Annotated in this window: 20 protein-coding genes; 15 read left to right on the top strand and 5 right to left on the bottom strand. The window is 42.5% G+C overall.

The annotated features are described in order from the left end of the window. Positions 1 to 37: 37 nt before the first annotated feature. The 6 genes from ACXQIQ_RS06530 (at position 38) to ACXQIQ_RS06505 (ending at position 7,037) form a co-directional block, all read left to right on the top strand. Positions 38 to 1,693 (top strand): peptide-binding protein, encoded by a 1,656-nt coding sequence (locus ACXQIQ_RS06530; RefSeq protein ID WP_439299571.1) that lies wholly within the window; start codon positions 38 to 40, stop codon positions 1,691 to 1,693. 144 nt (positions 1,694 to 1,837) lie between these two features. Next, a complete protein-coding gene (locus tag ACXQIQ_RS06525) occupies positions 1,838 to 2,788 on the top strand; it encodes an ABC transporter permease (protein ID WP_439299572.1) in 951 nt (316 codons plus the stop codon). A gap of 77 nt (positions 2,789 to 2,865) precedes the next feature. Continuing rightward, the gene (gene opp4C / locus ACXQIQ_RS06520; RefSeq protein WP_439301923.1) at positions 2,866 to 3,735 is read left to right on the top strand and encodes an oligopeptide ABC transporter permease; all 870 of its coding nucleotides are present in this window, start codon (positions 2,866 to 2,868) and stop codon (positions 3,733 to 3,735) included. Between the two features lie 23 nt (positions 3,736 to 3,758). Continuing rightward, the gene (locus ACXQIQ_RS06515) at positions 3,759 to 5,738 is read left to right on the top strand and encodes a S9 family peptidase (RefSeq protein WP_439299573.1); all 1,980 of its coding nucleotides are present in this window, start codon (positions 3,759 to 3,761) and stop codon (positions 5,736 to 5,738) included. A gap of 133 nt (positions 5,739 to 5,871) precedes the next feature. Beyond that, the gene (locus ACXQIQ_RS06510) at positions 5,872 to 6,267 is read left to right on the top strand and encodes an HIT family protein (RefSeq protein ID WP_439299574.1); all 396 of its coding nucleotides are present in this window, start codon (positions 5,872 to 5,874) and stop codon (positions 6,265 to 6,267) included. A 5-nt stretch (positions 6,268 to 6,272) separates the two neighbouring features. Then, positions 6,273 to 7,037: a class I SAM-dependent methyltransferase gene (locus ACXQIQ_RS06505; RefSeq protein ID WP_439299575.1), complete on the top strand. Its 765-nt coding sequence runs from the start codon at positions 6,273 to 6,275 to the stop codon at positions 7,035 to 7,037. Positions 7,038 to 7,072: 35 nt separating this feature from the next. Here ACXQIQ_RS06505 and ACXQIQ_RS06500 read toward each other — a convergent pair whose 3' ends face one another. Continuing rightward, positions 7,073 to 7,942 carry an STAS domain-containing protein gene (locus ACXQIQ_RS06500; RefSeq protein WP_439299576.1) on the bottom strand — a complete coding sequence of 290 codons (870 nt, stop codon included), beginning with the start codon at positions 7,940 to 7,942 and terminating at the stop codon, positions 7,073 to 7,075. A gap of 323 nt (positions 7,943 to 8,265) precedes the next feature. Here ACXQIQ_RS06500 and ACXQIQ_RS06495 point away from each other — a divergent pair, with 323 nt between their 5' ends. Continuing rightward, on the top strand, positions 8,266 to 9,960 hold the full coding sequence (locus ACXQIQ_RS06495) for a M3 family oligoendopeptidase (protein WP_439299577.1): 1,695 nt from the start codon (positions 8,266 to 8,268) through the stop codon (positions 9,958 to 9,960). An 89-nt stretch (positions 9,961 to 10,049) separates the two neighbouring features. Further along, positions 10,050 to 10,763, top strand: a complete 714-nt coding sequence (deoD, locus tag ACXQIQ_RS06490; protein WP_439299578.1) for a purine-nucleoside phosphorylase — start codon at positions 10,050 to 10,052, stop codon at positions 10,761 to 10,763. Between the two features lie 35 nt (positions 10,764 to 10,798). On the opposite strand, the gene ACXQIQ_RS06485 is transcribed toward deoD, so the two are convergent. Continuing rightward, entirely contained in the window at positions 10,799 to 11,869 is a 1,071-nt protein-coding gene (locus ACXQIQ_RS06485; protein WP_439299579.1) for an ATP-binding protein, read from the bottom strand. A 222-nt stretch (positions 11,870 to 12,091) separates the two neighbouring features. Here ACXQIQ_RS06485 and ACXQIQ_RS06480 point away from each other — a divergent pair, with 222 nt between their 5' ends. The 5 genes from ACXQIQ_RS06480 to ACXQIQ_RS06460 all read left to right on the top strand — a co-directional run bounded on the left by ACXQIQ_RS06480 (position 12,092) and on the right by ACXQIQ_RS06460 (position 16,469). Beyond that, positions 12,092 to 12,826, top strand: a complete 735-nt coding sequence (locus tag ACXQIQ_RS06480; RefSeq protein ID WP_439299580.1) for an ABC transporter ATP-binding protein — start codon at positions 12,092 to 12,094, stop codon at positions 12,824 to 12,826. Further along, positions 12,816 to 13,835: an ABC transporter permease gene (locus tag ACXQIQ_RS06475; RefSeq protein WP_439299581.1), complete on the top strand. Its 1,020-nt coding sequence runs from the start codon at positions 12,816 to 12,818 to the stop codon at positions 13,833 to 13,835. Before ACXQIQ_RS06480 ends, ACXQIQ_RS06475 begins: the two co-directional genes overlap by 11 nt. A gap of 28 nt (positions 13,836 to 13,863) precedes the next feature. After that, positions 13,864 to 14,529, top strand: a complete 666-nt coding sequence (locus ACXQIQ_RS06470) for a TetR/AcrR family transcriptional regulator (RefSeq protein ID WP_439299582.1) — start codon at positions 13,864 to 13,866, stop codon at positions 14,527 to 14,529. A 42-nt stretch (positions 14,530 to 14,571) separates the two neighbouring features. Further along, entirely contained in the window at positions 14,572 to 15,327 is a 756-nt protein-coding gene (locus tag ACXQIQ_RS06465) for a TspO/MBR family protein (protein WP_439299583.1), read from the top strand. Positions 15,328 to 15,413: 86 nt separating this feature from the next. Next, positions 15,414 to 16,469 carry a class I SAM-dependent methyltransferase gene (locus tag ACXQIQ_RS06460; protein ID WP_439299584.1) on the top strand — a complete coding sequence of 352 codons (1,056 nt, stop codon included), beginning with the start codon at positions 15,414 to 15,416 and terminating at the stop codon, positions 16,467 to 16,469. Positions 16,470 to 16,521: 52 nt separating this feature from the next. Here the strand turns inward: ACXQIQ_RS06460 and ACXQIQ_RS06455 are convergent, their stop codons facing one another. Genes ACXQIQ_RS06455 through ACXQIQ_RS06445 form a run of 3 tightly spaced genes read right to left on the bottom strand, consistent with a single transcriptional unit; the run spans position 16,522 to position 20,277 of the window. Continuing rightward, positions 16,522 to 17,646, bottom strand: a complete 1,125-nt coding sequence (locus ACXQIQ_RS06455; RefSeq protein ID WP_439299585.1) for a Ger(x)C family spore germination protein — start codon at positions 17,644 to 17,646, stop codon at positions 16,522 to 16,524. 5 nt (positions 17,647 to 17,651) lie between these two features. Beyond that, positions 17,652 to 18,746, bottom strand: a complete 1,095-nt coding sequence (locus ACXQIQ_RS06450; RefSeq protein WP_439299586.1) for a GerAB/ArcD/ProY family transporter — start codon at positions 18,744 to 18,746, stop codon at positions 17,652 to 17,654. Beyond that, positions 18,736 to 20,277, bottom strand: coding sequence for a spore germination protein (locus ACXQIQ_RS06445; protein ID WP_439299587.1), 1,542 nt, complete (start codon positions 20,275 to 20,277; stop codon positions 18,736 to 18,738). Before ACXQIQ_RS06445 ends, ACXQIQ_RS06450 begins: the two co-directional genes overlap by 11 nt. 143 nt (positions 20,278 to 20,420) lie before the next feature. Here ACXQIQ_RS06445 and ACXQIQ_RS06440 point away from each other — a divergent pair, with 143 nt between their 5' ends. Together ACXQIQ_RS06440 and ACXQIQ_RS06435 are read left to right on the top strand one after the other, a co-directional pair. Next, positions 20,421 to 20,720 (top strand): metal-sensing transcriptional repressor, encoded by a 300-nt coding sequence (locus tag ACXQIQ_RS06440; RefSeq protein WP_439299588.1) that lies wholly within the window; start codon positions 20,421 to 20,423, stop codon positions 20,718 to 20,720. 19 nt (positions 20,721 to 20,739) lie between these two features. Further along, positions 20,740 to 23,160 carry a heavy metal translocating P-type ATPase gene (locus ACXQIQ_RS06435; protein WP_439299589.1) on the top strand — a complete coding sequence of 807 codons (2,421 nt, stop codon included), beginning with the start codon at positions 20,740 to 20,742 and terminating at the stop codon, positions 23,158 to 23,160. Positions 23,161 to 23,164 lie beyond the last annotated feature (4 nt).

Below are 23,164 nucleotides of genomic sequence, written 5' to 3'. Positions count from 1 at the left end.
GTCAAATTCGTTTTAAAAACTAAGGGGGTTAAGTAATTTGAAGGTGAATAAGAAGTTACATTGGTTGGTTCTATTAACTTTTGTGTTGTCGATTTTCTTAGCAGCGTGTAATGCAAACCCAGCATCTGAACCAAGTGAGAATAATGAAGAGAACACATCCGAGAATGAAGAACAAGCTTCTGGTGAACCGAAGCAAGGCGGTGACCTCATCGTAGGATCCATCGGGGCACCAACGTTGTTCAACGACTTGTATTCGACGGATATCTCCAGTTCTGACATTTCTGGATGGTTATATGATGGCCTAGTGTCATTCGATGAGAACCTTGCTCCTCAAGGTGCTCTAGCAAAAGAATGGGAAACATCTGATGATGGTCTTGAATGGACAATCAAGCTTCATGAAGGTGTCAAGTTCCATGATGGTGAAGCGTTGACTGCGGATGACGTAGTGTTCACTTACAGCCTACCATTGAACGAAGAATATACAGGTCCTCGTGCTTCTGACTTTGAAAAAATCGATAAGATTGAAGCTGTAGATGATACGACTGTTAAAATCACTTTGTCTGAGCCTTATGCTCCATTCTTGACGACGCTTACTTATGGAATTCTTCCTGAGCACATCTTGAAGGATGTTCCAGTTGCTGAGTTAGGCGAAAATGAATTCAATACGAAGAGCCCTGTTGGTTCTGGTCCATTCAAGTTCGAAGAATGGAAAGAAGGACAATACGTTAAAGTTGTAGCAAACGATGATTACTTCAATGGACGTCCATACTTGGATTCCATTACGTACAAGATTGTACCTGATGCAAACGCACTTATGGCACAATTGGCTAACGGAGATGTACATCAAGCATCCGTCCAATCACCTGATTTGAAGACGGCTGAAAAACTTCAAGAAGAAGGAAAAATCCAATTATCAACTGATTTATCTCTAGCTTACACATATCTTGGATACAACCAAAAGAATGAATTGTTCCAAGACGTAAAGGTTCGCCAAGCATTAACTCACGCAATCGACCGTGAAACAATGATTCAAGCTGTATTAGACGGAGACGGTGAAGTTGCCCATGCACCTGCAAGTCCATTGAGCTGGGCATACAACGAAAATGTTGCCAAATTCGATTATGATGTTGAAAAAGCGAAGCAATTGTTAGAAGAAGCGGGCTGGACTCCTGGAGATGATGGCATCCTTCAAAAAGACGGTAAGAAATTCTCATTTGAAGTGAAGACGAACCAGGGTAACAAGGCTCGTGAACAGATTGCACAGATCGTCCAAGAGCAATTGAAGCAAGTCGGTATCGAAGTGAAGCCGAAAATCATGGAGTGGAGTGCGTTCATCGGAGATGTAACAGCTCCAAACTGGAAGTATGACGCAGTTATCCTTGGTTGGAGCCTCTCTGCAGATCCAGATCCAACTGCATTATGGCACTCGAAAGAACGTGAAGAAGGTTTGAACTTCGTCCACTTCTCTGATCCTGAATTGGATAAGTTGATGGATGAGAACACGAAGCAATTAGAGCAATCAGAGCGTAAAGATACGATTGCAAAAATCCAAGAAGGTATTGCGGAACAACAACCGTATACATTCTTGTACTACCCGAACGATCACTATGCTCTAGATTCAAGCATCAAAGGATTCGTACATCATCCATCAAGTGAGTACTACCAAATCGAAAAATGGTGGATGGATAAGTAATCCAATATAAACAGGATGAAGATGGATAAAGTGTTACGAGCTGATGCTTTATCCATCTCCTGTTTTATGGATTGAATCATGAGAAGATTTTTTCTCGCCTACATAATGACTACGAAAGCAAGTAGATAAAAAGGGGGATTTCAATTGCTCTCATACATCATCCGACGTATCATCATGGCAATACCATTATTGATTGGCATTTCCATTCTTTCATTTGGCATCATTCATCTGGCACCCGGTGATCCGACGGCTTTAATGATGGATCCAAACATCAAACCGGAAGACATGGAAGCTTACAAAGAAAAGTATGGACTGAACGATCCACCACATATTCAATATTTGAAATGGGTAGGCAACATGGTTCAAGGAGATTTCGGTCAGTCGTTGATCAGACAAGGGACGGATGTTTCCTTCTTGATTACAGAACGATTGCCTAACACGTTATTTCTGATGCTTGTTGCTACATTTCTTGCCCTGATCATATCCATTCCTTTTGGAATCCTATCAGCCCGTAAACCTTACACACTTACTGATTACTCAGTTACGTTCACTTCATTCTTAGGGCTTGCTACTCCGAACTTCTGGTTTGGTCTTGTATTGATCATGTTTTTAAGTGTTCAACTTGGTTGGTTCCCGACAGGTGGTATTGCAACGCTAAATGAACCGTTCAGTCTTTGGGATCGGATTCACCATTTGATATTGCCTGCAATCGTGTTAGCGACAGCTGATATGGCGATGTTAACAAGATATACACGAACAAGTATGCTCGAAGTGTTAAAGCAGGATTATATCCGGACCGCGCGAGCAAAAGGGTTCAAAGAAAGGAAGGTTGTGTACAAACACGGGCTTCGGAATGGTTTGATCCCTATTATCACAATCTTTGGATTATTACTACCTTCTTTCTTTGCAGGAACGGTTATAGTCGAAAAAATCTTCAACTGGCCTGGAATCGGATTGTTGTTTATAGATGCTGCGTTTCAGCGGGATTACCCAGTCATTATGGCGATAACGATTATTGCAGCTGTACTGACGGTTGTCGGGAATCTCATTGCTGATATTCTATATGCGGTATTCGATCCGAGAATTGAGTATTAAGGGGGATTATGATGTCACAGCCTGAAAATCAATTACAACCAAATATACAACCCAATGTACCCGTTTCTCCAGAGCCAATGGCACCAATGCCTCAAAAACCTGACACGTTAACTAGGATCGCTGTCGACAAGTTCATGAAAAACAAACTGGCTGTCCTCGGTTTGATTTTGCTTGTTATCATTATTTTATCAGCCATTTTTGCACCGTTGTTAACGCCGTATGAACCTAGTACGCAGGAGTTATTGAAAAAACTGACACCACCGAATGGAGAACACTGGCTTGGGGTTGATACACTTGGGCGAGATATGTACACGCGTATGCTATATGGAGCAAGGGTATCCTTATTGGTCGGTTTCGCATCAGTGGCTGCGTCGATATTCATCGGAACCATTGTAGGAGCGATCGCGGGGTATTATGGAGGTAAGGTCGATGCGTTCTTAATGCGTGTAGTCGATGTCTTCCTCGCTTTCCCAAGTTTGTTCCTGTTGATTACACTTGTCACCATTTTTGAACCAGGAATTGATAAGTTGATCATGGCATTTGCTCTATTTGGATGGACGGCGACAGCAAGACTTGTGAGAGGGGAGTTCTTGTCCTTAAGAAGTCGAGAATTTGTCCTTGCCGCCAAAACAATGGGTGTCAAAAGCTCAAAGATCATCTTCTCACATATTTTACCGAATGCGATGGGGCCAATTATTGTAACGGCTACCCTGAACGTAGGTATCGTCATATTGGCAGAATCCGCACTTAGTTACCTGGGACTTGGTATCCAACCGCCTACGCCAAGTTGGGGGAATATGTTGCAAGATGCTCAAAGCTTGACGATCATGTATGAGGCGCCATGGTACCCGATTTTCCCAGGACTCATGATTTTGGTTACCGTACTTGCATTCAACTTCGTTGGTGATGGATTAAGAGATGCATTCGACCCTAAAATGAAATCCTAAATGCTTCATAAGGAGGAAGTTTGATGAATCAGAGAAATGGAGTGGAGATAGAAGACTTGTTGAAGCTGAAGTTTGTCAGTGATCCTCAATTATCTCCAGATGGACATCGTTTAGCCTATGTGGTGAAAGAAATCAATGAAGACAAAAAGTATCAATCTCATTTATATATCATGGACGTCGGTACACAAACATCCGTCAGATGGACCGGTGGGAAGTCAATGGACTTCTATCCTAGGTGGTCACCAGATGGTGCGGAATTGCTCTTCCTCTCGAACCGTTCTGAGAAGATGCAAGTTTGGAAGGTTTCTTCTCAAGGTGGTGAACCAGAGCAAGTTACAGATTCCGAAAACGGCGTATCCAGCCCATCCTGGCACCCTGATGGACACTCCATCCTTTATACGTTCACTGAAAAAGCAGAGCAAGAAGAGGGTCCAATCATTGTTGATACATTGAGATACAAAGCGGATGGCAAACCGACACTGACTTCACAATCGTATGAGCATATTGGAATACTTTCTCTCAAATCGAAGAAAACCGATGTGTTGACGAAAGACGAGGCAGATCATCTATATGCCCGTTTCACATCTGATGGCAAAGGGATCGTTTATGCTAAGTTTGGAGAAGATGAACCGGGCAGTTACCGCCAATCGAAAATATACTTACAAGAATTAGGGCAAAACCCGGTCGAAATATCTACAATAAAAGGAACGGTCTCTCATCCGATCTGTTCACCGGATGGGAGATATATCGCTTATGTAGGTCATGATCAATCTTATGGACCGGCTACCTATAATGAATTGTGGGTGTATGACCGGGAGAATGGTTCGACGCTATGCCTCACCGAAAAATTAGACATCCAAATCGGTGATGTGATGATTAGTGATCTTCATTCGGTCGAAATGTCGCCGGGCTTAGTTTGGAACAGCACGAGTGAGCATTTGTATTTCTTGGCTAGTGAGTTTGGGAATACAGAACTTTATTCCATCGACTTGTTTGGGAACGTTGATAAAATTGTGGAAGGGGATCGCCATATTTTCCAATATGCGATGGATGATGGAGCGAAGGATGTCTATTTAGCGGTCAGTACGCCATCTCATCCTGGAGATCTCGTCCGTCATGATATCAACAGTCTGATGGAGCAACCGATTACGTTCCACAATGAAGAATTTCTCAGTGACATAACGTTGTCCGTTCCAGAAACGGTCCAATATCCAAGCCAGGACGGAACCGTCATTCATGGGTGGATGCTCAAACCGAACGACTTCCGTTCCGGACAGAAATATCCGACCATCCTATACATCCATGGCGGACCTCATATGATGTATGGAAATACATTCTTCCATGAGTTTCAAGTATTGACTGCCAAAGGTTATGCAGTTCTCTATTTAAATCCACGTGGCAGTCATGGATACGGTCAGACGTTCGTGAACGCTTGCCGTGGAGACTACGGTGGTGGAGATTATCAAGATCTGATGTCCGGTGTGGATCATGCGTTAGATACGTACGATTGGATCGATTCTGAAGAGCTGTATGTCACAGGAGGCAGTTATGGAGGATTTATGACCAACTGGATCGTCGGCAGTACAGATCGATTCAAGGCTGCCGTCACTCAACGATCTATCTGTAACTGGCAAAGCTTCTATGGCGTTAGTGATATCGGTTACTTCTTTACAGAAGGAGAAATCGGTGCACACTTGGAAAATGATCCGGAGAAACTGTGGTACCATTCACCAATTCGTTTAGTGAAAAATGTGGATACACCTTTGTTGATTTTACACGGAGAGAAGGACTTCCGTTGTCCGATTGAACAAGCGGAACAACTCTACATTGCACTTAAACAACAAAATAAGCCAACGAGATTGGTCCGATTCCCGGATGCAGATCATAACCTCTCTCGAAATGGGGATCCATCCTTAAGAATGGCGCGACTGGAGCAGATCAGTGGTTGGTTTGATCATTACCGGTTGTCACCGAAATCGTCTCGTGTAGCAAATGTACAATGAAGAATGAAACGGCCCAAGCCTCCAAGTCGAGGATGAGCCGTTTTTTCATTGTGGAAAGAGCTTCGTTACAGAGGAGATCGACTACGTAAATCGAATATGGAAGTTAAAGGGATAAGAGGGGGGAAGAAGAAAGATGGCAGAATGTCCTTTTTGTGAACCGAAAAAAGATCCAGAACAAAAGATTGTTTGTGAGAATGAGTATGCTTATTTTCTCCAACATCCGAAACATCAAGGTGTATTAACGGGGTCGGGTGTCATCGTACCGAAAGCACATCGTACAGATGTATTCGCAATGACATCGGAAGAATGGAATGCGATATATGAGCTTTTACATGAGGCCAAATCGTACCTGGACGATACCTACCATCCAGATGGTTTTACACTAGGTTGGAATGTTGGTAAAGTTTCCAACCAGGTCATCAATCATGCTCATTTCCATATCATACCGAGATATCAGGATGAGCCTCATGCCGGGAAAGGTATTCGATATTGGTTGAAACAACCGGAAAATCAACGAACATCGAGGTGAAGAACATGGAGATTAAAGAGAAGGAACATCAATACATAGAACAATTTGAAAAGCCTTTTGAAGGCTGGGATTTTAGCTTTTTGATAGACACAGGGAGGGTTGCCTCAGAACCTTTGCCGTGGAGCTATGGCAGTAAGGTGCTTCCTTACATTCGTCATTCAGAGAATATGTTGGATATGGGAACCGGCGGGGGTGAATTGCTGTCTAAATTGCAGCCACTTCCACAAAACACTTGGGCTACAGAAGGATATGCACCGAATCTCTCCATTGCTACAGGGAGGTTGACGCCACTTGGAGTGAGTGTAGTCCCGATTGAGGAAGAAGAACCGCTCCCATTTCACGACGAACAATTCGACTTGATCATCAATAAGCATGAATCTTATTCGGTAAAGGAAGTGATGCGGATCCTGAAGCCTGGAGGAAGGTTCATCACTCAACAGGTAGGTGGACAGGATGCCACAAGATTGAACGAACTTCTTGGAGAGGATACAGATTTCGGCTATTCGTATTGGACACTCGAATATGCACGCAAGGAACTTGAACAATCCGGTTTTGAAGTAGAAGAGGCGTACGAGTCGTTTCCTTATGTGAGGTTCTATGACATCGGGGCTGTTCTTTATCACTTGAAAGCCATACCTTGGCAGGTGCCTAATTTCTCTGTTCAATCTCATTTGAGTGAACTGATGAAAATGGAAGAAATGATTCAAGAAAAAGGGTATTTAGACGTGAGTGAACATCGATTTTATCTCTCATGTATCAAGCCAAAATAAACAAAGCCCAGCGGCTAGCGCTGGGCTTTCATGCTTTATCTGACCTGTAACGGTCTTTGTACGAATCCGATTGATTCTAACGCTTTTTGAAGATTACTGTAAGTGACGATCTCTTTGAAATCGATACCTAATGATACGACGGTTTGGGTCAACTCAGCGCGCATACCGGTAATGATGGATTGAACACCGAGAAGCTTCAACGCATTGACGACTCGGAATAGGTTATGAGCGACCATTGTGTCAATTACGATGATTCCAGAAAGGTCAATGATCAGGTGTCGTAATTTCAAATGGCTGCTCTGTTCAAGGGCTTTTTCCAGGATATATTGCGACCGTTCTTCATCCAGCTCCCCTATGATCGGCAATACAGCAACACCATTTGTGACGGGGACAATCGGCATCAACAATTCTTGAACATTTGCATGCGCCTTTCGCAATACTTTTTCATGGTCATCTAAGTACACTAGGCTGAAACTATAGATACAACGATCAATCAGAGGATCAATTACGGAACATGTGTCAATGAGGTCCTCGATGCTCAAGTTGAGTTGGTCCGCTTCTTGTTTCAAGATGCTAAGAATCGCTTTCCGGAAAAAGCGCAAACCATCCAATGACTCCTCTAGAGGAATGCCTTCCTTGACAGCAATTTCCCCAGCCTTAGCACTCCAATCTGTAATCAGATCGAAATACAGCTTTTCGTCACCAAATACGGCTTCACCTAAATAACGTACGAATGTACCTGTGAATTCTTCCGCTTCTTCAGGGGTCATAGATGATAATGATCTGGATTGAATTCTTTCCACTGTCGCTGGATCTTCCTGCATACGGAACTTCATGGACAGGCTGGATATCTCATATCTGTTCTCTATAATCTTTTCTCCTATCAATCTCATGTTCTCACGCATTTGACTTCCTCCATCAATTATCGTTTGGAATTTGTTTTCTTTATTATACATGAACTGTTCATACAAAATAAATATATAAGACAGCCTAGTACTTTCATAATATAGAAGAGGACATGAGGAGAGGTGGATGGCGATGAAAGGGATTGATTGGCAGATGGTTGCATTCGTGACGGTCTCCCTGTTTCATGATCATTGGGTTTACTCCAAGCTCCCACGGCTATATTTCTATGAAAACCGCAGGACAAAAAAGTGACACAAGGAATTTCAATACGAAATGTAGAAGGACGTATACGGACTATACATTCAAAAAAGGAGACTCCGCCATGAAATTTAGTGAATACGAGTATAGAAGACCCGATATGAAAGAATTTGAACAAGCCTTTCTTTCTTTATTGAAAAAATTTGAACAAGCCGGAAGTTATAAAGAACAAAGCGATCACTTGAATGAGATCGTCAGCATGAGAAATGAGTTCGAGTCGATGATGACGATTTGTTCCGTCCGCCATTCCATTGATACAAATGATGATTTTTACAAAACAGAGAACGACTTTTTTGATGAACATACCCCCATTTATGAAGGGTTCATATCCAAATTTTATCGTAAATTGGTAGATTCCAAGTATCGCAACCAGTTGGAAGACGAGTGGGGACCCCAATTGTTCCGTATTGCGGAATTATCCTTGAAGACGTATTCCGATGAAATCGTGGAGGACTTGAAGAAAGAGAATAAACTTTCCTCGGAGTATTCGAAACTGATCGCATCTGCGAAGATTGAATTTGAAGGAGAAATAAGAACCCTACCTCAATTGTCTCCTTTCATCCAATCAAAAGATCGGGAGACCCGAAGGAAAGCAAGTGAAGCAAAATATGCTTTCTTAACAGAGAATGAAGAAAGAATCGATCAGATTTATGACGAACTCGTCAAAGTACGGACGACAATCGCAAAGAAATTAGGGTATCGCAATTTCGTGGAACTTGGATATGACCGTCTCGTCCGTTCAGATTACTCCGCGAAGGAGGCACGTCGCTTCCGGGATCAGGTGAAGGAATACATCGTTCCGATTACCGAGAAATTATATGAACGACAAAGGGAACGGATCGGTCTCAAAACCTTGACCTATTATGATGTACCGTTTAAGTTTAAATCTGGGAACCCGACACCAAAGGGCGATCCTGAGTGGATCATCGATCATGGTAAAACGATGTATGCGGAATTATCACCTGAAACGGATGAATTTTTCCAATATATGAACGATAATGGACTTATGGATCTCGTGAGTAAAAGTGGAAAACGATCGGGGGGATACTGTACATACATCAGTAAGTATCAGTCTCCATTCATCTTTTCGAACTTTGTAGGGACTTCACATGATATCGATGTGTTGACCCATGAAGCCGGTCACGCTTTCCAAGTTTATTCAAGTCGTCATTTATCGGTACCGGAATATAGCTTCCCCACATATGAGGCAGCTGAAATACACTCGATGAGTATGGAATTCTTCACATGGCCATGGATGGAACTTTTCTTTGAAGAGGATACAGAAAAGTATAAGTTCAGTCATTTGAGTTCTGCACTAACGTTCATCCCTTATGGGGTGGCGGTCGACGAATTCCAGCATTTCGTTTACGAAACGCCAGAAGCGACTCCAGCTGAGAGGAAGCAAGCGTGGAGAAGGATCGAGAAGAAGTACTTACCGCACCGCACATATGAGGAGAATGATTTTCTAGAGCGAGGCGGATTCTGGCATCAGCAAGGCCACATCTTCCGTACGCCGTTTTATTATATCGATTATACATTGGCTCAAATCTGTGCGTTCCAGTTTTGGAAGAAAGCCAATGAAGATCGGGAAGCGGCATGGGAGGATTACTTGAACCTGTGCAAACAGGGCGGAAGCAAAGCTTTTACAGAACTCGTCGATTACGCGGGCTTGAAATCCCCATTTGATACGGATTGTATCCGAACGGTCGTCACCGATATAGAAAAATGGCTGGATCAGGTAGATGACAAGGCTCTCTGATCATTAGAGGATTATGTATCATTGGAACAGGGTACCCTAACTAACAGTATTCACACCAGAATTTGCAGAAAACAGGAGGAAGATAATATATGAGTATTCATATTGGAGCAAAAGAAGGCGAAATTGCAGAAACGATTCTACTACCGGGGGACCCTCTGCGTGCTAAGTATATTGCAGAGACATTCTTAGAAGATGTGAAGTGTTATAACGAAGTCCGAGGGATGCTCGGCTATACTGGAACGTATAAAGGAAAGCGTATTTCCGTGCAAGGGACAGGAATGGGTGTACCGTCCATTTCAATTTACGCACATGAATTGATTGAAAGCTATGGCGTGAAAAACTTGATTCGTGTGGGGACTTGCGGTGCTTTCCAGAAGGATGTAAAAGTGCGTGATGTCATCCTTGCAATGTCCGCTTCTACAGATTCATCGACGAACCGTCATCGTTTCGGTGGTATTGATTTCGCTCCGACTGCGGATTTCGGACTCCTTCACGGTGCATACGGAAAAGCAGTAGAACGAGGACTTGAAGTGAAAGTCGGTAACGTATTTACAAGTGATACGTTCTATAACGACACAATGGATCTAGCTAAGCAATTAGCGGATTATCAAGTTCTGGCAGTCGAAATGGAGACTTCGGCCCTTTACACTTTGGCCAACAAGTTCGGAGTCAATGCACTTTCTGTATTGACGGTTAGTGACCACGTATTTACTGGAGAAACAACTTCTTCTGAAGAACGACAAAAGACATTCAACGAAATGATCGAAGTTGCCCTAGATACGGCAGTGGAACAATCTGCATAGACGGACAAAAAGCACCCTGATACGGGTGCTTTTTTCTATACGATGGCATATTCCTGTGTGGATATCGGTAAACGAACTGTAAAAGTCGTCCCTTGACCGACAGTGCTTCCGACAGTGACGTGGCCATGGTGATTCTTGATGATGTTATAGGTGACCATGAGTCCTAACCCTGTTCCATTTTCCTTCGTGGAATAAAAGGATGTACCGAGTTTCTCGAGTTGTTCACCGGTCATCCCGCACCCTGTATCCATAATCGAAATGGAGATGTCTTTCAAACCCTTGTCGATATGGACTGAGATGTGTCCTTCCTGTGAGGTAGCCTCAATTGCATTCTTGATGAAATTGATGAAGGCCTGTTTCAACTGGACTTCATCACCGACTACTTCTATATGATCTTCCTCTGAATGAATATGGATAGAAATACGCTTTCTGAAAGCGGAAGTATCCAAAAGGAATATAACCTCCTGGATGATTCTTACGATATTATGCGGATGGATATTGGAGTCATGAGGCTTTGAGAAATACAACAAGTCGTTAGCGATCGTATTGATCCGATCTAATTCTCCGAGCATGATCTTGATGTATTCTTTGCCTTTAGGCGACGTTTCTTTATCCATGATTTTCAAGAATCCTTTTAGGATGGTCAACGGGTTGCGTACTTCGTGAACGATGCCCGTCGCCAATTCACCCATCACGGATAATTTCTCAGACTGCATCAATTGCTTTTCCGTTTCTTTCCGGTCTGTTATGTCCTGCATAATGACCTGGACGAGCGTTTCACCGTCAAACTCATACACTCCGTAAGTGGACTCGACTTCAATGATCCTTCCCTCTGCATCTACGATACAACATTCTACTTGTTCAACTGTCTTCCCAAGTTCGCATACTTGATGGAGATATCTTTCATTTAGTATGTGAAAATCTGGATGCAGGAACTGTCTGAATGGTTTGTTCAAAATATCTTCTGGTTTGTTCAGACCGAGCAGTCGTAGACAAGCTTTGTTCGCATAGACAATCTCATTCGCCTTTACAATGAATTTTGCAGTAATGGAATACTCAAGCAACTGATGGAAATCCAACTTCTTACCATTGATTTCCGTTATCATGAAGTACCTCCTCTCGAATCAATTCGAAAAGCGATTATTAAGCTTAGAATAATCGCACGGGTGTATGGAATACTTTTAACTTAAATACATGATTCGACTTTTTCGTATACAATCCTGCTTAAGTTGTATTTTAAATAAATTTTTTACAAAAGAAGGAATGAAGTTTTACATTCTAGAATACTGTTAGTGAGTGATTACTCACTTTTATAATAATGAGGTGAAATGAGTATGGAAACCATCATTCAACTAACGGATGTAACAAAAGCTTTCGGTAAAACGACTGTCATTCACGAAACGACCCTTTCCATCCAAAAGGGCGAAATCTTCGGGATGCTCGGTCCATCTGGGGCAGGAAAGACGACTCTAGTCAAAATCATATCAGGAATTGAGAAGCAATCTGGTGGAGAATTGATGCTGTTCGATCAAAAGATGCCGTCCGCTGCTCCAATTAAACGCATTGGATATATGGCACAGACTGACGGACTGTATCATGACCTTACCGGGGAGGAAAACCTTCGATTTTTTGCGGCGATGTATAGTTTGAAAGGAAATTTGATGAAAGACCGGATCATTCATGTATTGGATTTGGTGAATTTGACCGATCACCGGAAGAAGCTTGTACGGAATTATTCCGGAGGTATGAAGCGTCGTTTGTCTCTTGCGGTATCTTTACTGCATGAACCGGATCTGATCGTATTGGATGAGCCGACGGTCGGCATTGATCCCGTATTGCGTCAATCGATTTGGGATGAGTTATACAATTTGAAAGAAAAAGGGATGACCATCCTTGTAACCACCCATGTCATGGATGAAGCGGAAAAATGCGATCGTCTCGCGATGATGAGAGAAGGGTCGATCATTGCAGTCGGCAGCCCTTCCGAGCTGAAGGATGAGACCGCAACCGATACGATTGAAGAAGCTTTCTTACACTATGGGGGTGCGAAGCATGCGTATTAGAGCACTTACAATTCGGATCATCAAACAGTTTTTCCATGATAAGCGCACACTTGGTATGATGCTTGTTGCACCATTATTAATTTTGACGATCATATCACTCGTGTTCAATGGAGAAGAAGTCGTACCGGCGATTGGTTATGATCAATTACCTGCGCCAGTTGAAGAAATGGTGAAGGATGTAGAAGTGGACAGTGAAGAATTGAGTGAAGAAGAAGCGGAAGAGAGATTGGATAAAGGGGAATTGGATGCCTGGCTGACGATGGAGGGGCAAGAACTCCGGATTGTCCTTGAAGGTAGTGACCCGGGGATGAACCAGCGTGTGCTCGCAACAGTCAAAAATGGCATGCAGTCCGAGACTCAACAAAGCATAGCGCTTGAGATAGAGTATTTCTTCGGTGCTGAAGATATGACGAGCTTTGATAATTTCGGTCCGGTGTTGATCGGTTTCTTCGCATTCTTTTTTGTCTTCCTCATTGCTGGGGTTTCTTTCCTCAGAGAACGGACAGGTGGAACCTTGGAGCGTTTGATGGCGAGTCCGGTCAAAAAATCAGAAGTCGTCATAGGCTACTTACTTGGATTCGGGTTCTTTACCATCATCCAATCTGTTTTGATTGTTTTTTACTCGATCTATGTGTTGGATCTCCTCATGATTGGAGACTTCATCTGGGTGCTCGTTGTCACGTTGTTATGTGCTTTTACAGCATTGTCCCTCGGCACGTTGTTATCTGCATACGCCCAGAACGAGCTGCAGATGATTCAGTTCATTCCAATCGTCGTCGTTCCACAAGTCTTTTTCTCAGGCTTGTTCGACTTAGAGGCGATATCAAACTGGGTAAGCTGGATTGGACCGATCACACCACTTTACTATGCAGCTGATGCGCTTAGAGATGTTATGATAAGAGGACTTGGATTTGAGGAGATTGCGATGAATTTGTTGATTCTACTTGGTTTTTCTGTTGTATTTTCAGTAGCCAACATCCTCGCATTGCGGAAGTACAGGAGTTTTTAAACTAAGACCAGACAAAGGAGTTACGCGTATGGAATTCAATGCCTGGGCGGATGAGTTTTTTCAAATGCTGGAGGATGACAAGATGACGGAGAAGCAGAAGAAAATCATTCTCTCATCGATTGAAGTTTTCGCTGAAAAAGGGTATGCAGGTTCATCCACATCCGAAATTGCGAAGAAAGCAGGCGTAGCGGAGGGGACGATCTTCCGGCATTACAAGACGAAGAAGGATTTGTTGTTGTCGATTGTTGCTCCGGTCATGGCAAAGTTCATGGCACCCTTCATCATCAAAGATCTTCATAAGGTTTTCGATCAGGAATTCGATTCCTATGAAGCTTTTCTTCGTAAATTGTTCATGAATCGATTGGATTTTATCCGGAACCATCTGAACGTCGTGAAAATCATGTTGCAGGAAATCCCTTTTCATCCCGAGTTGAAGCAGCAATTCTCGGATACAATTGCTCAGCATGTGATTGATAAAGTGACTGGAATTGTGAAGTCCTTTCAGCAAAAGGGGGAGCTCATCGATATGCCGCCTACTGCCATCGTCCGGTTCACAGCTTCTTCGTTATTCGGATATTTAATCGGAAGGTTCATCCTTTTTCCTGAAACAGAATGGAATGATGAGCAAGCGGTCGAAGAAACGATTCAAATGATTTTATATGGTGTCTATGGTTCAGGTAGAATAGAAGAATAAATGTGTCCTAGTTGAGGAATGTATGAGATAGAGGTGAAACCAATGAACAAAAATGTCATTGTCCTATATATCTTGTCTGTCCTATCTTATTTCCTGATGGTCGGCATCAACGCACTCGCTAATATACTTCCGTTGAACGGTCAGACGACTGGTGAAATTTCGGATCGGTTCCCGGTATTATTCACACCAGCTGGCTATGTGTTTTCCATCTGGTCCGTCATATACATCTTGCTTGCTGTTTGGCTCATCTACCTGCTTTTTCCGAAAAGCGTCAATCATAACGTTTTCCAGAAGACTGGGCTCTGGTTTGTCATCAGTTCATTATTGAATGCTACCTGGATCGTACTGTGGCATTATGAATATTTCAATTGGACCCTTGTTGTGATGATCGGATTGCTACTTTCATTGATCATTCTCTATTCTTTAATTCAGCATTCTTCTGGTCGTAGACTGCTGGACCGGCTGCCTTTTTCTGTGTATCTCGGTTGGATTTCAGTCGCGACGATCGTGAATACAGGAGTGGTTCTCCTCCATAACAACTGGAATGGTTGGGGTCTATCAGATGTGACATGGACGGTCATTCTTTTGATCGGTGGAACGTTACTCGCGATGATTTTCTCAGTAAAGAATGAAGATGCCATTTATCCGCTTGTTTTCGTATGGGCTTATATCGGTATCGCCGTTAAACAACAAGATTATATGATTGTGAAGAATACAGCGATTGGAATGGCGGTGTTATTGGCGGTATTCACCGTGTATACGTTCTATCGTAGAGAACAAGAACGAAGGACATTTTAATCGTCTGAAAATTACAAAATATAAATTGACCCTGCGTCCAGAATATGTAATATTCTATATAAGACGGAATGGACGGAGGAAGCGCAATGAGTGGATTGGAAACACTAGACCGTTCTTTGGACATGCCTTATGACGAATCCCATTTTGATAGGACAGAGGTACTTCCGAGTTATCGGGTGGATTTGAGAAATCCGAAAAACGAGCTGCCCGATCGATTTTTCAATGCGAACGTGGTCAGTGACTGGTCACAATTATCTTGGAAAGACGTCGGAAAGCCATACGAAGTGAAGACGATGTCAGTGGATCGGACGGATTGGGAAAAGGAACATGGTCAAAAGATGCCTGTGAAAACGGCCTGGGAATATTTCAATCGTTCTTTCCATGAATGGTTCGTAAAGGACGTACCCACAGAACGTACTCTTGCAAAAGAAGACCTGATCCATCATTTGAAACAATTCAATGTGAGAGAAGTGAAGGCAAGTGTAGGAGACTTTATGCGGCTCTCTTTATGGAATTATGCGCATCGAGTAGAGGACGGTATATGGGATCCAAGAGGGAAACGAGCTTTGTTCGAGGGACTTGATGTTCAGAAACCGAATATCTTGTTCTTAGGTGCTGCAGAAGGATATGAAGCGATGCAGCTGCAAGCCATGTATCCAGGCGGACAAGTCGTGATGGTCGATTATGATGCTTTTTGTAAAACGAATCGATTCGCTGAATTCCCAGATACGTATCCTTTCCTAGGTACGAATGAACAGACGGGAAGTCCACGAGTCTGGTATAAAAATCAGATGAACATAGAATACGTCGTAGAAGATATCCGTAACCTGAAATTTGGAAAAGAATTCGATATCGTCATCAGCGTCGGTCTGCTTGAGCATGTCCCTGATGCTTATAAGGAAGAAATCTTGGATTTCCACCGCCGTTTCTTGAAGCCAGGTGGTTATGTCATCATGACGACTCCAAGAAATCAGTGGAAGTCGAGGATGTATTACCGTGTCATGGCGGATGTGATGAACCATACTTATCGGGAGCTGATGGATATTCGTCAGATGGGGCTGTACGTATATCAATCCGGATTCGATATCCTACGGCACGGATATATGAAGGTGCATAATGGGATTGTAGCAAGACCGCGGTAAGAGATAAAAGCCAGCTCTCCTTAATGGGAGGAGCTGGCTTTCATATTTCAAACTAATTGATGATCCCGTTCTCCCCGATTTTCACCTGTACTTTAGCTGTGATCGGGATAGTAGGATAATCTTTCCTCCACTCTAGCTTTTTCCAAACTTCAGGGTGGAATGCGATCAACTCACGTCCAATACCAACAGGATCGCTATTCGCCTCCTGTACTTTTTGAAGCATGGCATTCATGTCTTTCGTTAGGATTTTTGAAAGCTTTTTACTTATTTGATCGATTTCTTTCTTGCTGCCTAAATTATCTGCTGGGTATTCTACGATATTGGCTTTGATTTTTATGTTAAAAGAAACATTCTCAATGTTACCATTCGATGCATTGACAGTCATTTTGCTCTGGCTTTTACTCACGTGAATGGTTACATAATTCTCAATATCGAGTTCTTTATCATTATGAACCTTGCGTACAATACGGGCTACCTTACTTTTTTTATTCATTAATAGAAGTAATAAAGTCGAATCTTTCAAGCCTAATATACCGGTAAGTTTATCATCTTGAAACAGGGCAAGCCCATCAATGACTTCCTCTCCTTTATCCTCTTTTCTTACAATATAGGGAACGATAGGGTCTTTACCGGGATCAAAGAAAAGAGGGCAAACCGCTTGTATATCCAGTTTAGGAACGATGGTATTGACCTCTGAACTGCGAATCAGTTCTTCAGTATGCTCTCCGATCAAGGTGTTTTCAACACGTCTCATTTCCAATATCTTATTGGCTTCACCTTTTGTAATCGCCAATCGAGCATTTAAAGAACTGGAAGGTTCACGATAAAAAATGTCTAGATATGGATAGAGACCTTCTTTCGCAATATCTTCACTATATAAAAAAACTCTCGTCTTCGATGCTGTAAAAGTTCCAGATACAGCTCGGTCAATATTCATCCGTACATTCCTTACATTGTTACCTTCTGCGACGACATACTCATTTTGCGGTGTTCCTCCACCTACTTCACCACCACTAGCAACGAACCCTCGGATGATTGCTGAACCTTTAATATTCCCGTTATCTCCTTTATCAAATGCTGCAATGTATACAATATGGGCATCTTTTATCAGATGTTGATCCCAGCAACCTGTTAAAAGTAAGAGTGGCAAAATGAAACCCATCATTACCTTTTTCATATTGATTACCTCCGTTTGGAGTTACTTGAAGTCATTCTTGAAAGAATCCATAAAACAATCGGAAAGATGGCAATAAAAAGATAGCTCGCATATCCGATGTAAGTGCTGATTTGTTCAATCTGGAATTTATCTTGTGGAATTAAAGCTAAAAGGTAAATAGGTATAGCCAATACATAAGCTGCTTTTTTGTGTTCCTCTTTTTTCATAAAATGAGAAAGACCTTTCGAAGCAAACAATAAGTAACTCATTAATGAAGTTGTAACGATGACAATCCATATTGATAGGAACAGCAAATCGATTCGTTCAACAATTTTGAATGTAATGGCTTTCAACATATATAGAACAGGTTGCGGGACGATTTCAATTTCCTTAGGTGAAAACACGACATAGCTTATTATTGTCAAGAAAACATAGATAACGGTTGTTATTCCGTTTGCTATACTGACAGACTTGATAATACTTCGATCATTTGCATCCACATATTTGAAAAGAAGAAGCAACATCTCGAAACCGAGCATTGATATCAGGACGGAATGAGCCCCTACTAAGATTTTTAGTGCTCCAGCCTGACCGATCGGAAAAAGATAACGATATTCGGCGACATCTGGAAATGAGATGAATGTCAGAATGATCAGAACAGGGACCATGGATGTTACAAACAAATAGAACCTGGCGATTACCCTGATTCTTTCTTTCACTAAATATAGAGAAGCGAACAACATTAAGAACATGATTACCGACTTTGGTGTGTTTGGTAGGACCCATAGCTTCAGGATGTCTTGGAACAGGATTAATATGAGTGTAGATATGATAGTCGCGTATAGGATATAGAGCCCCGCTATGATTTTTCCAAAAAACTTGCCCGTGACCTGTTCAGCGATGCCGTAAATCGTTTCACCGGGATATTTACGAACCAATGCCCAAATGACTAAAATCATGAGTTGGACGATTAATCCAGCTAAAATAACAGAAATCCATCCATCACTTTTAGATACTTTATGGACGGAATAGGGCAACCCTAATACACCTACCCCGATTTGAGTCTGGAGGATCATGAATAACAATTGGTATTTTGTGATGGATTCGCTTTTATTTTTCATCCTTTTTCCATCCTCTTGAAGGCCATTCTTGTCTAAGATGTTGCGGTTTAGCATCTAATGGACGAGTGTTCATTAGCCAACGCGGCAAACGGATGATTGTGTCCTTGAAATCCTGCATATGAAATGGAGCAAAAGGCGCGAAATACGGATGTCCGAAAGGCTCCAATTTACACATATGCATGAGCAGAATCATCAATCCGAAAACGATCCCTACAAATCCGAACAGGGAAGCCATGATCATCAGCGGAAATCCTAAAATTCGAACAGCTGTGGTCATCTCGTTCGAAGGGACAACGAAAGAAGCAATCCCGGTGATGGCGACCACAATCAACATGACATTTGAAATGAGATTTGCTTGCACAACGGCTGTACCAATGACAAGTCCACCAACAATACCGATTGTTTGGGAAATCGGACTTGGAAGACGTACGGAAGCCTCTTTCAGTAACTCCAGTGTGAGTTGCATGATGAAGGCTTCCAATAAAGGTGGGAAGGGTATGAACTCAAGTGAATTTTTCACTGAGAAAACAAGTTCAACTGGTATCACTTCCAAGTTAAAAGAAACCAGTGCAATATATACAGCGGGTAGACCAATTGCAATGAGAAAACTAGCCAATCGGATCGTTCTAAGAAAAGTCCCGACAAGCCATCGGCTGTTGTAATCGTCTGGTGACTGATAAAAGCTGAAAAACGTAATCGGTAAAATGATGGCTGTCGGGCTTCCTTCCATCAGAAGGGCAATTCGCCCCTCCAAAAGATTGGCGGTTGCGCGGTCGGGTCTTTCTGTATTGAGTACTTGAGGAAAAGGAGATAATGGGTAATCTTCAATGAATTCCTCAATGTATCCAGGGGTTTGGATGGCATCTGTATCAATATAGTTCAGTCGTTCTTCAATCGTTTTTACTAATTCAGGGTCTGCCAAGTCCTTAATGTACATGATTGCGAGTTTGGTGTTTGTCGTTTTCCCAATGGTCACGTATTTCATATACAGATTCGGGTTCTCGATTCTTTTACGGAGCAGATATATGTTCGTCTGAAGACTTTCAATAAACCCTTCATGTGAACCTCGGATGACATATTCATTGGTCGGTTCACTTATGTTTCTGAAATTCGTCAAAAAGACATTGACTAGATAAGCGTGCTCATTTCCTTCCGTCAAGATTGCACACTGTCCTTCAATCATCCCCCTGACAACTTTCATCAAATCGTATGAATGATCCACTTGTTCGGTATTGATTGTATTTGCAATATTTCCGGATTTCGCTTCTTGAAGAGGCTTAATGACAAACTCATTCATGACTTCCTTATTGACAAGAGTCGATAAATAGAGGATTGCACACTTCTTTTCGTTGAACGTAAAGGTTCTGAATTCAACATCATCTGCATTGAAAAAAGAATCTTTAATAAATGATATATTCTTGTCCAGTTCTTCAAAAAAAGGTTGAGTTTCTGTGTTCAACTGGGTTTGATATGAATTCATCGATTGCTTGGATTTCGATCGAATTTGCTTCGGGTATCTCCTTCTCTTCATGAATCCACACCACCTCTGAATTATGCTAATTCTTAAAGTTCCCATCCATGCTAATAATATCCAAAATGTATAAGCAAATTTGTTGCAAATAATACTATAGGGGGGTATAGTAAAAGTAACCAATCTAAGAAGAGGTGAAGTGTATGCCTGAACATGACTCACCAATCATTCCTCGAACAGAGGATGAAAAAATAAAAGTTTTGAACCGATTGAAACGGATTGAAGGGCAAGTGAGAGGTTTGCAAAAGATGGTTGAAGATGACCGTTATTGCATGGATGTCCTCGTCCAAATTTCAGCCATCAATTCCGCGTTGAAGCAAGTCGGCTTCTCACTGATGGAGCGGCATGCCAACACATGTGTCAAACATTCAATCGAATCTGGAAACGGTGAAGATTACATTGATGAATTGATGAAAGTGGTTCGCCAATTTTCGAAGTCCTAATAGAAAGCGGGTGTAGGGTATGAATGAAGCGCAATCGCTACAATCCAAAGCAATCGAAAAAAGTTTTCCGATCACCGGAATGACCTGCGCCGCGTGTTCGAACCGAATTGAAAAAGTGTTGAATAAGATGGACGGGGTAGAAGCTTCCGTCAATCTGACGACTGAAAAAGCGAAGGTCATTTTCGAAGAAGAAAAGGTCTCTTCTAAAGAAATCGTAGAGCGCATTCAAAAGCTTGGATACGATGTGCCTTCGGAAACTGTTGAACTGGATATCGATGGGATGACGTGTGAGGCTTGTTCGAACCGGATTGAAAAAGTGGTCAACAAGATGGATGGTGTCAGGAGTGCGAGCATCAATTTAACGACCGAAACGGGACGAATCGAATATAAGCCGGGTCTCGTAAGCGTTGAAGATATGCAGCAACGCATCAAAAAACTCGGTTATTCCGCACAGGTCAAAAAGGATCGGGATACGAAACAAGCATCTAAAGATAAAGAACTGAAAAAGAAGCAACGAACACTTCTGTTGTCGATTTTGCTCTCTGCACCACTCTTATACACAATGCTTGGGCACATGCCATTTGAGACGGGAATTCCTGTGCCGCATATTCTGATGAATCCGTGGTTGCAACTGATTTTGGCAACGCCAGTCCAGTTCTACATCGGTGGTCCATTCTACGTCGGTGCTTATCGTGCCTTAGCTAATAAGAGTGCCAATATGGACGTGTTGGTGGCTCTTGGTACTTCGGCGGCCTACTTTTACAGTCTTGTGGAAGCTTTTCGCATCTTATGGCTACCGAACTATGAACCTGAACTGTACTTCGAAACAAGTGCAATTCTCATTACGTTAATCTTGTTAGGAAAATATTTCGAATACCTAGCAAAAGGACGTACGACTTTAGCTATAAAATCATTGTTAAACTTGCAGGCGAAAGAAGCGACGATTTTAGAAGATGGTAAGGAAAAGAAGATTCCGGTCGATGAGGTGAAGGTTGGGGATTCTCTTCTCGTTAAACCTGGTGATAAAATACCTGTAGACGGTAAAATCATCAAAGGTCAATCTTCAGTTGATGAATCAATGATCACAGGAGAATCTATCCCAGTCGAAAAAAATGTGGATGATAACGTAATCGGTTCTACCATTAATAAAAATGGTGCACTGACAATTGAAGCAACGAAAGTCGGGAAAGATACTGCACTAGCAGGCATCATACGGATCGTAGAAGAAGCTCAAGGCTCAAAAGCTACGATTCAGCGTATGGCAGATATCATTTCAGGAATTTTCGTACCGATCGTAGTCGGTATAAGTGTTGTGGTGTTTTTCATTTGGTATTTCCTCGCAGCACCAGGTGAGTTGACCCTTGCCCTCGAAGCTTCTATTGCTGTTCTTGTCATCGCATGCCCTTGTGCATTAGGGCTTGCGACCCCGACTTCCATTATGGTGGGAACAGGGAAAGGGGCAGAACAGGGTATTCTTTTCAAAGGTGGAGAATATCTGGAAGGTACACATAAAATAGACGCTATTTTACTTGATAAGACGGGTACAATCACAAAAGGAAAACCTGAAGTGACGGATTGGATTCCTTTAGGTGAAGAAGACGCTCTAAGTTATTTGGTTGCAGCGGAACGTGGATCCGAGCATCCACTTGCAAATGCAATTGTTGCATATGGTCAGGAAAATGAAGTTGTTGAGAAAGAAGTGGAACAGTTTGAAGCTATTCCAGGCCACGGAATCCAAACACGGATTGAAGGCAAGGAAATCTTCGTTGGTACACGGAAACTTATGAAACACCATAACATTGATATCCATACACATTCCGAAAAAATCGGAGAACTAGAAAATGACGGTAAAACTGTTATGATGATGGGGATGGAAGGTACTTTAGTTGGACTCGTCGCGGTTGCCGATACAATTAAAGATACATCGAAAGAAGCCATTACACAGCTAAAGGAAATGGGTATTGATGTGTACATGGTCACCGGCGACAACGAACGTACAGCAAAAGCAATCGCATCCCAAGTCGGCATCGACGGGGTTTTTGCGGAAGTTTTACCAGAAGATAAATCCACTAAAGTCGAGGAGCTCCAGTCACAAGGTAAGCGTGTCATGATGGTTGGCGATGGGATCAACGATGCACCTGCGTTGGCCCTTGCGGATATCGGCGTCGCAATTGGAACCGGAACAGACGTTGCAATTGAAACCGCGGATATCACACTCGTCGGTGGCGACCTGAAGCTATTGAGTAAAGCGATTGATCTTAGTCGGAAGACGATGAAGAACATCAAACAGAACTTGTTCTGGGCACTGTTTTACAATTCAGCTGGTATTCCAGTAGCCGCACTAGGTTTGCTGGCCCCTTGGGTTGCAGGCGCGGCGATGGCATTCAGTTCTGTATCTGTAGTGAGTAACGCTCTTCGCTTGAAGAGAGTGAAATTATAATATG

The sequence above is a fragment of the Pseudalkalibacillus sp. Hm43 genome, assembly GCF_054170705.1.
This window is presented reverse-complemented; position numbering and strand designations above follow the sequence as displayed.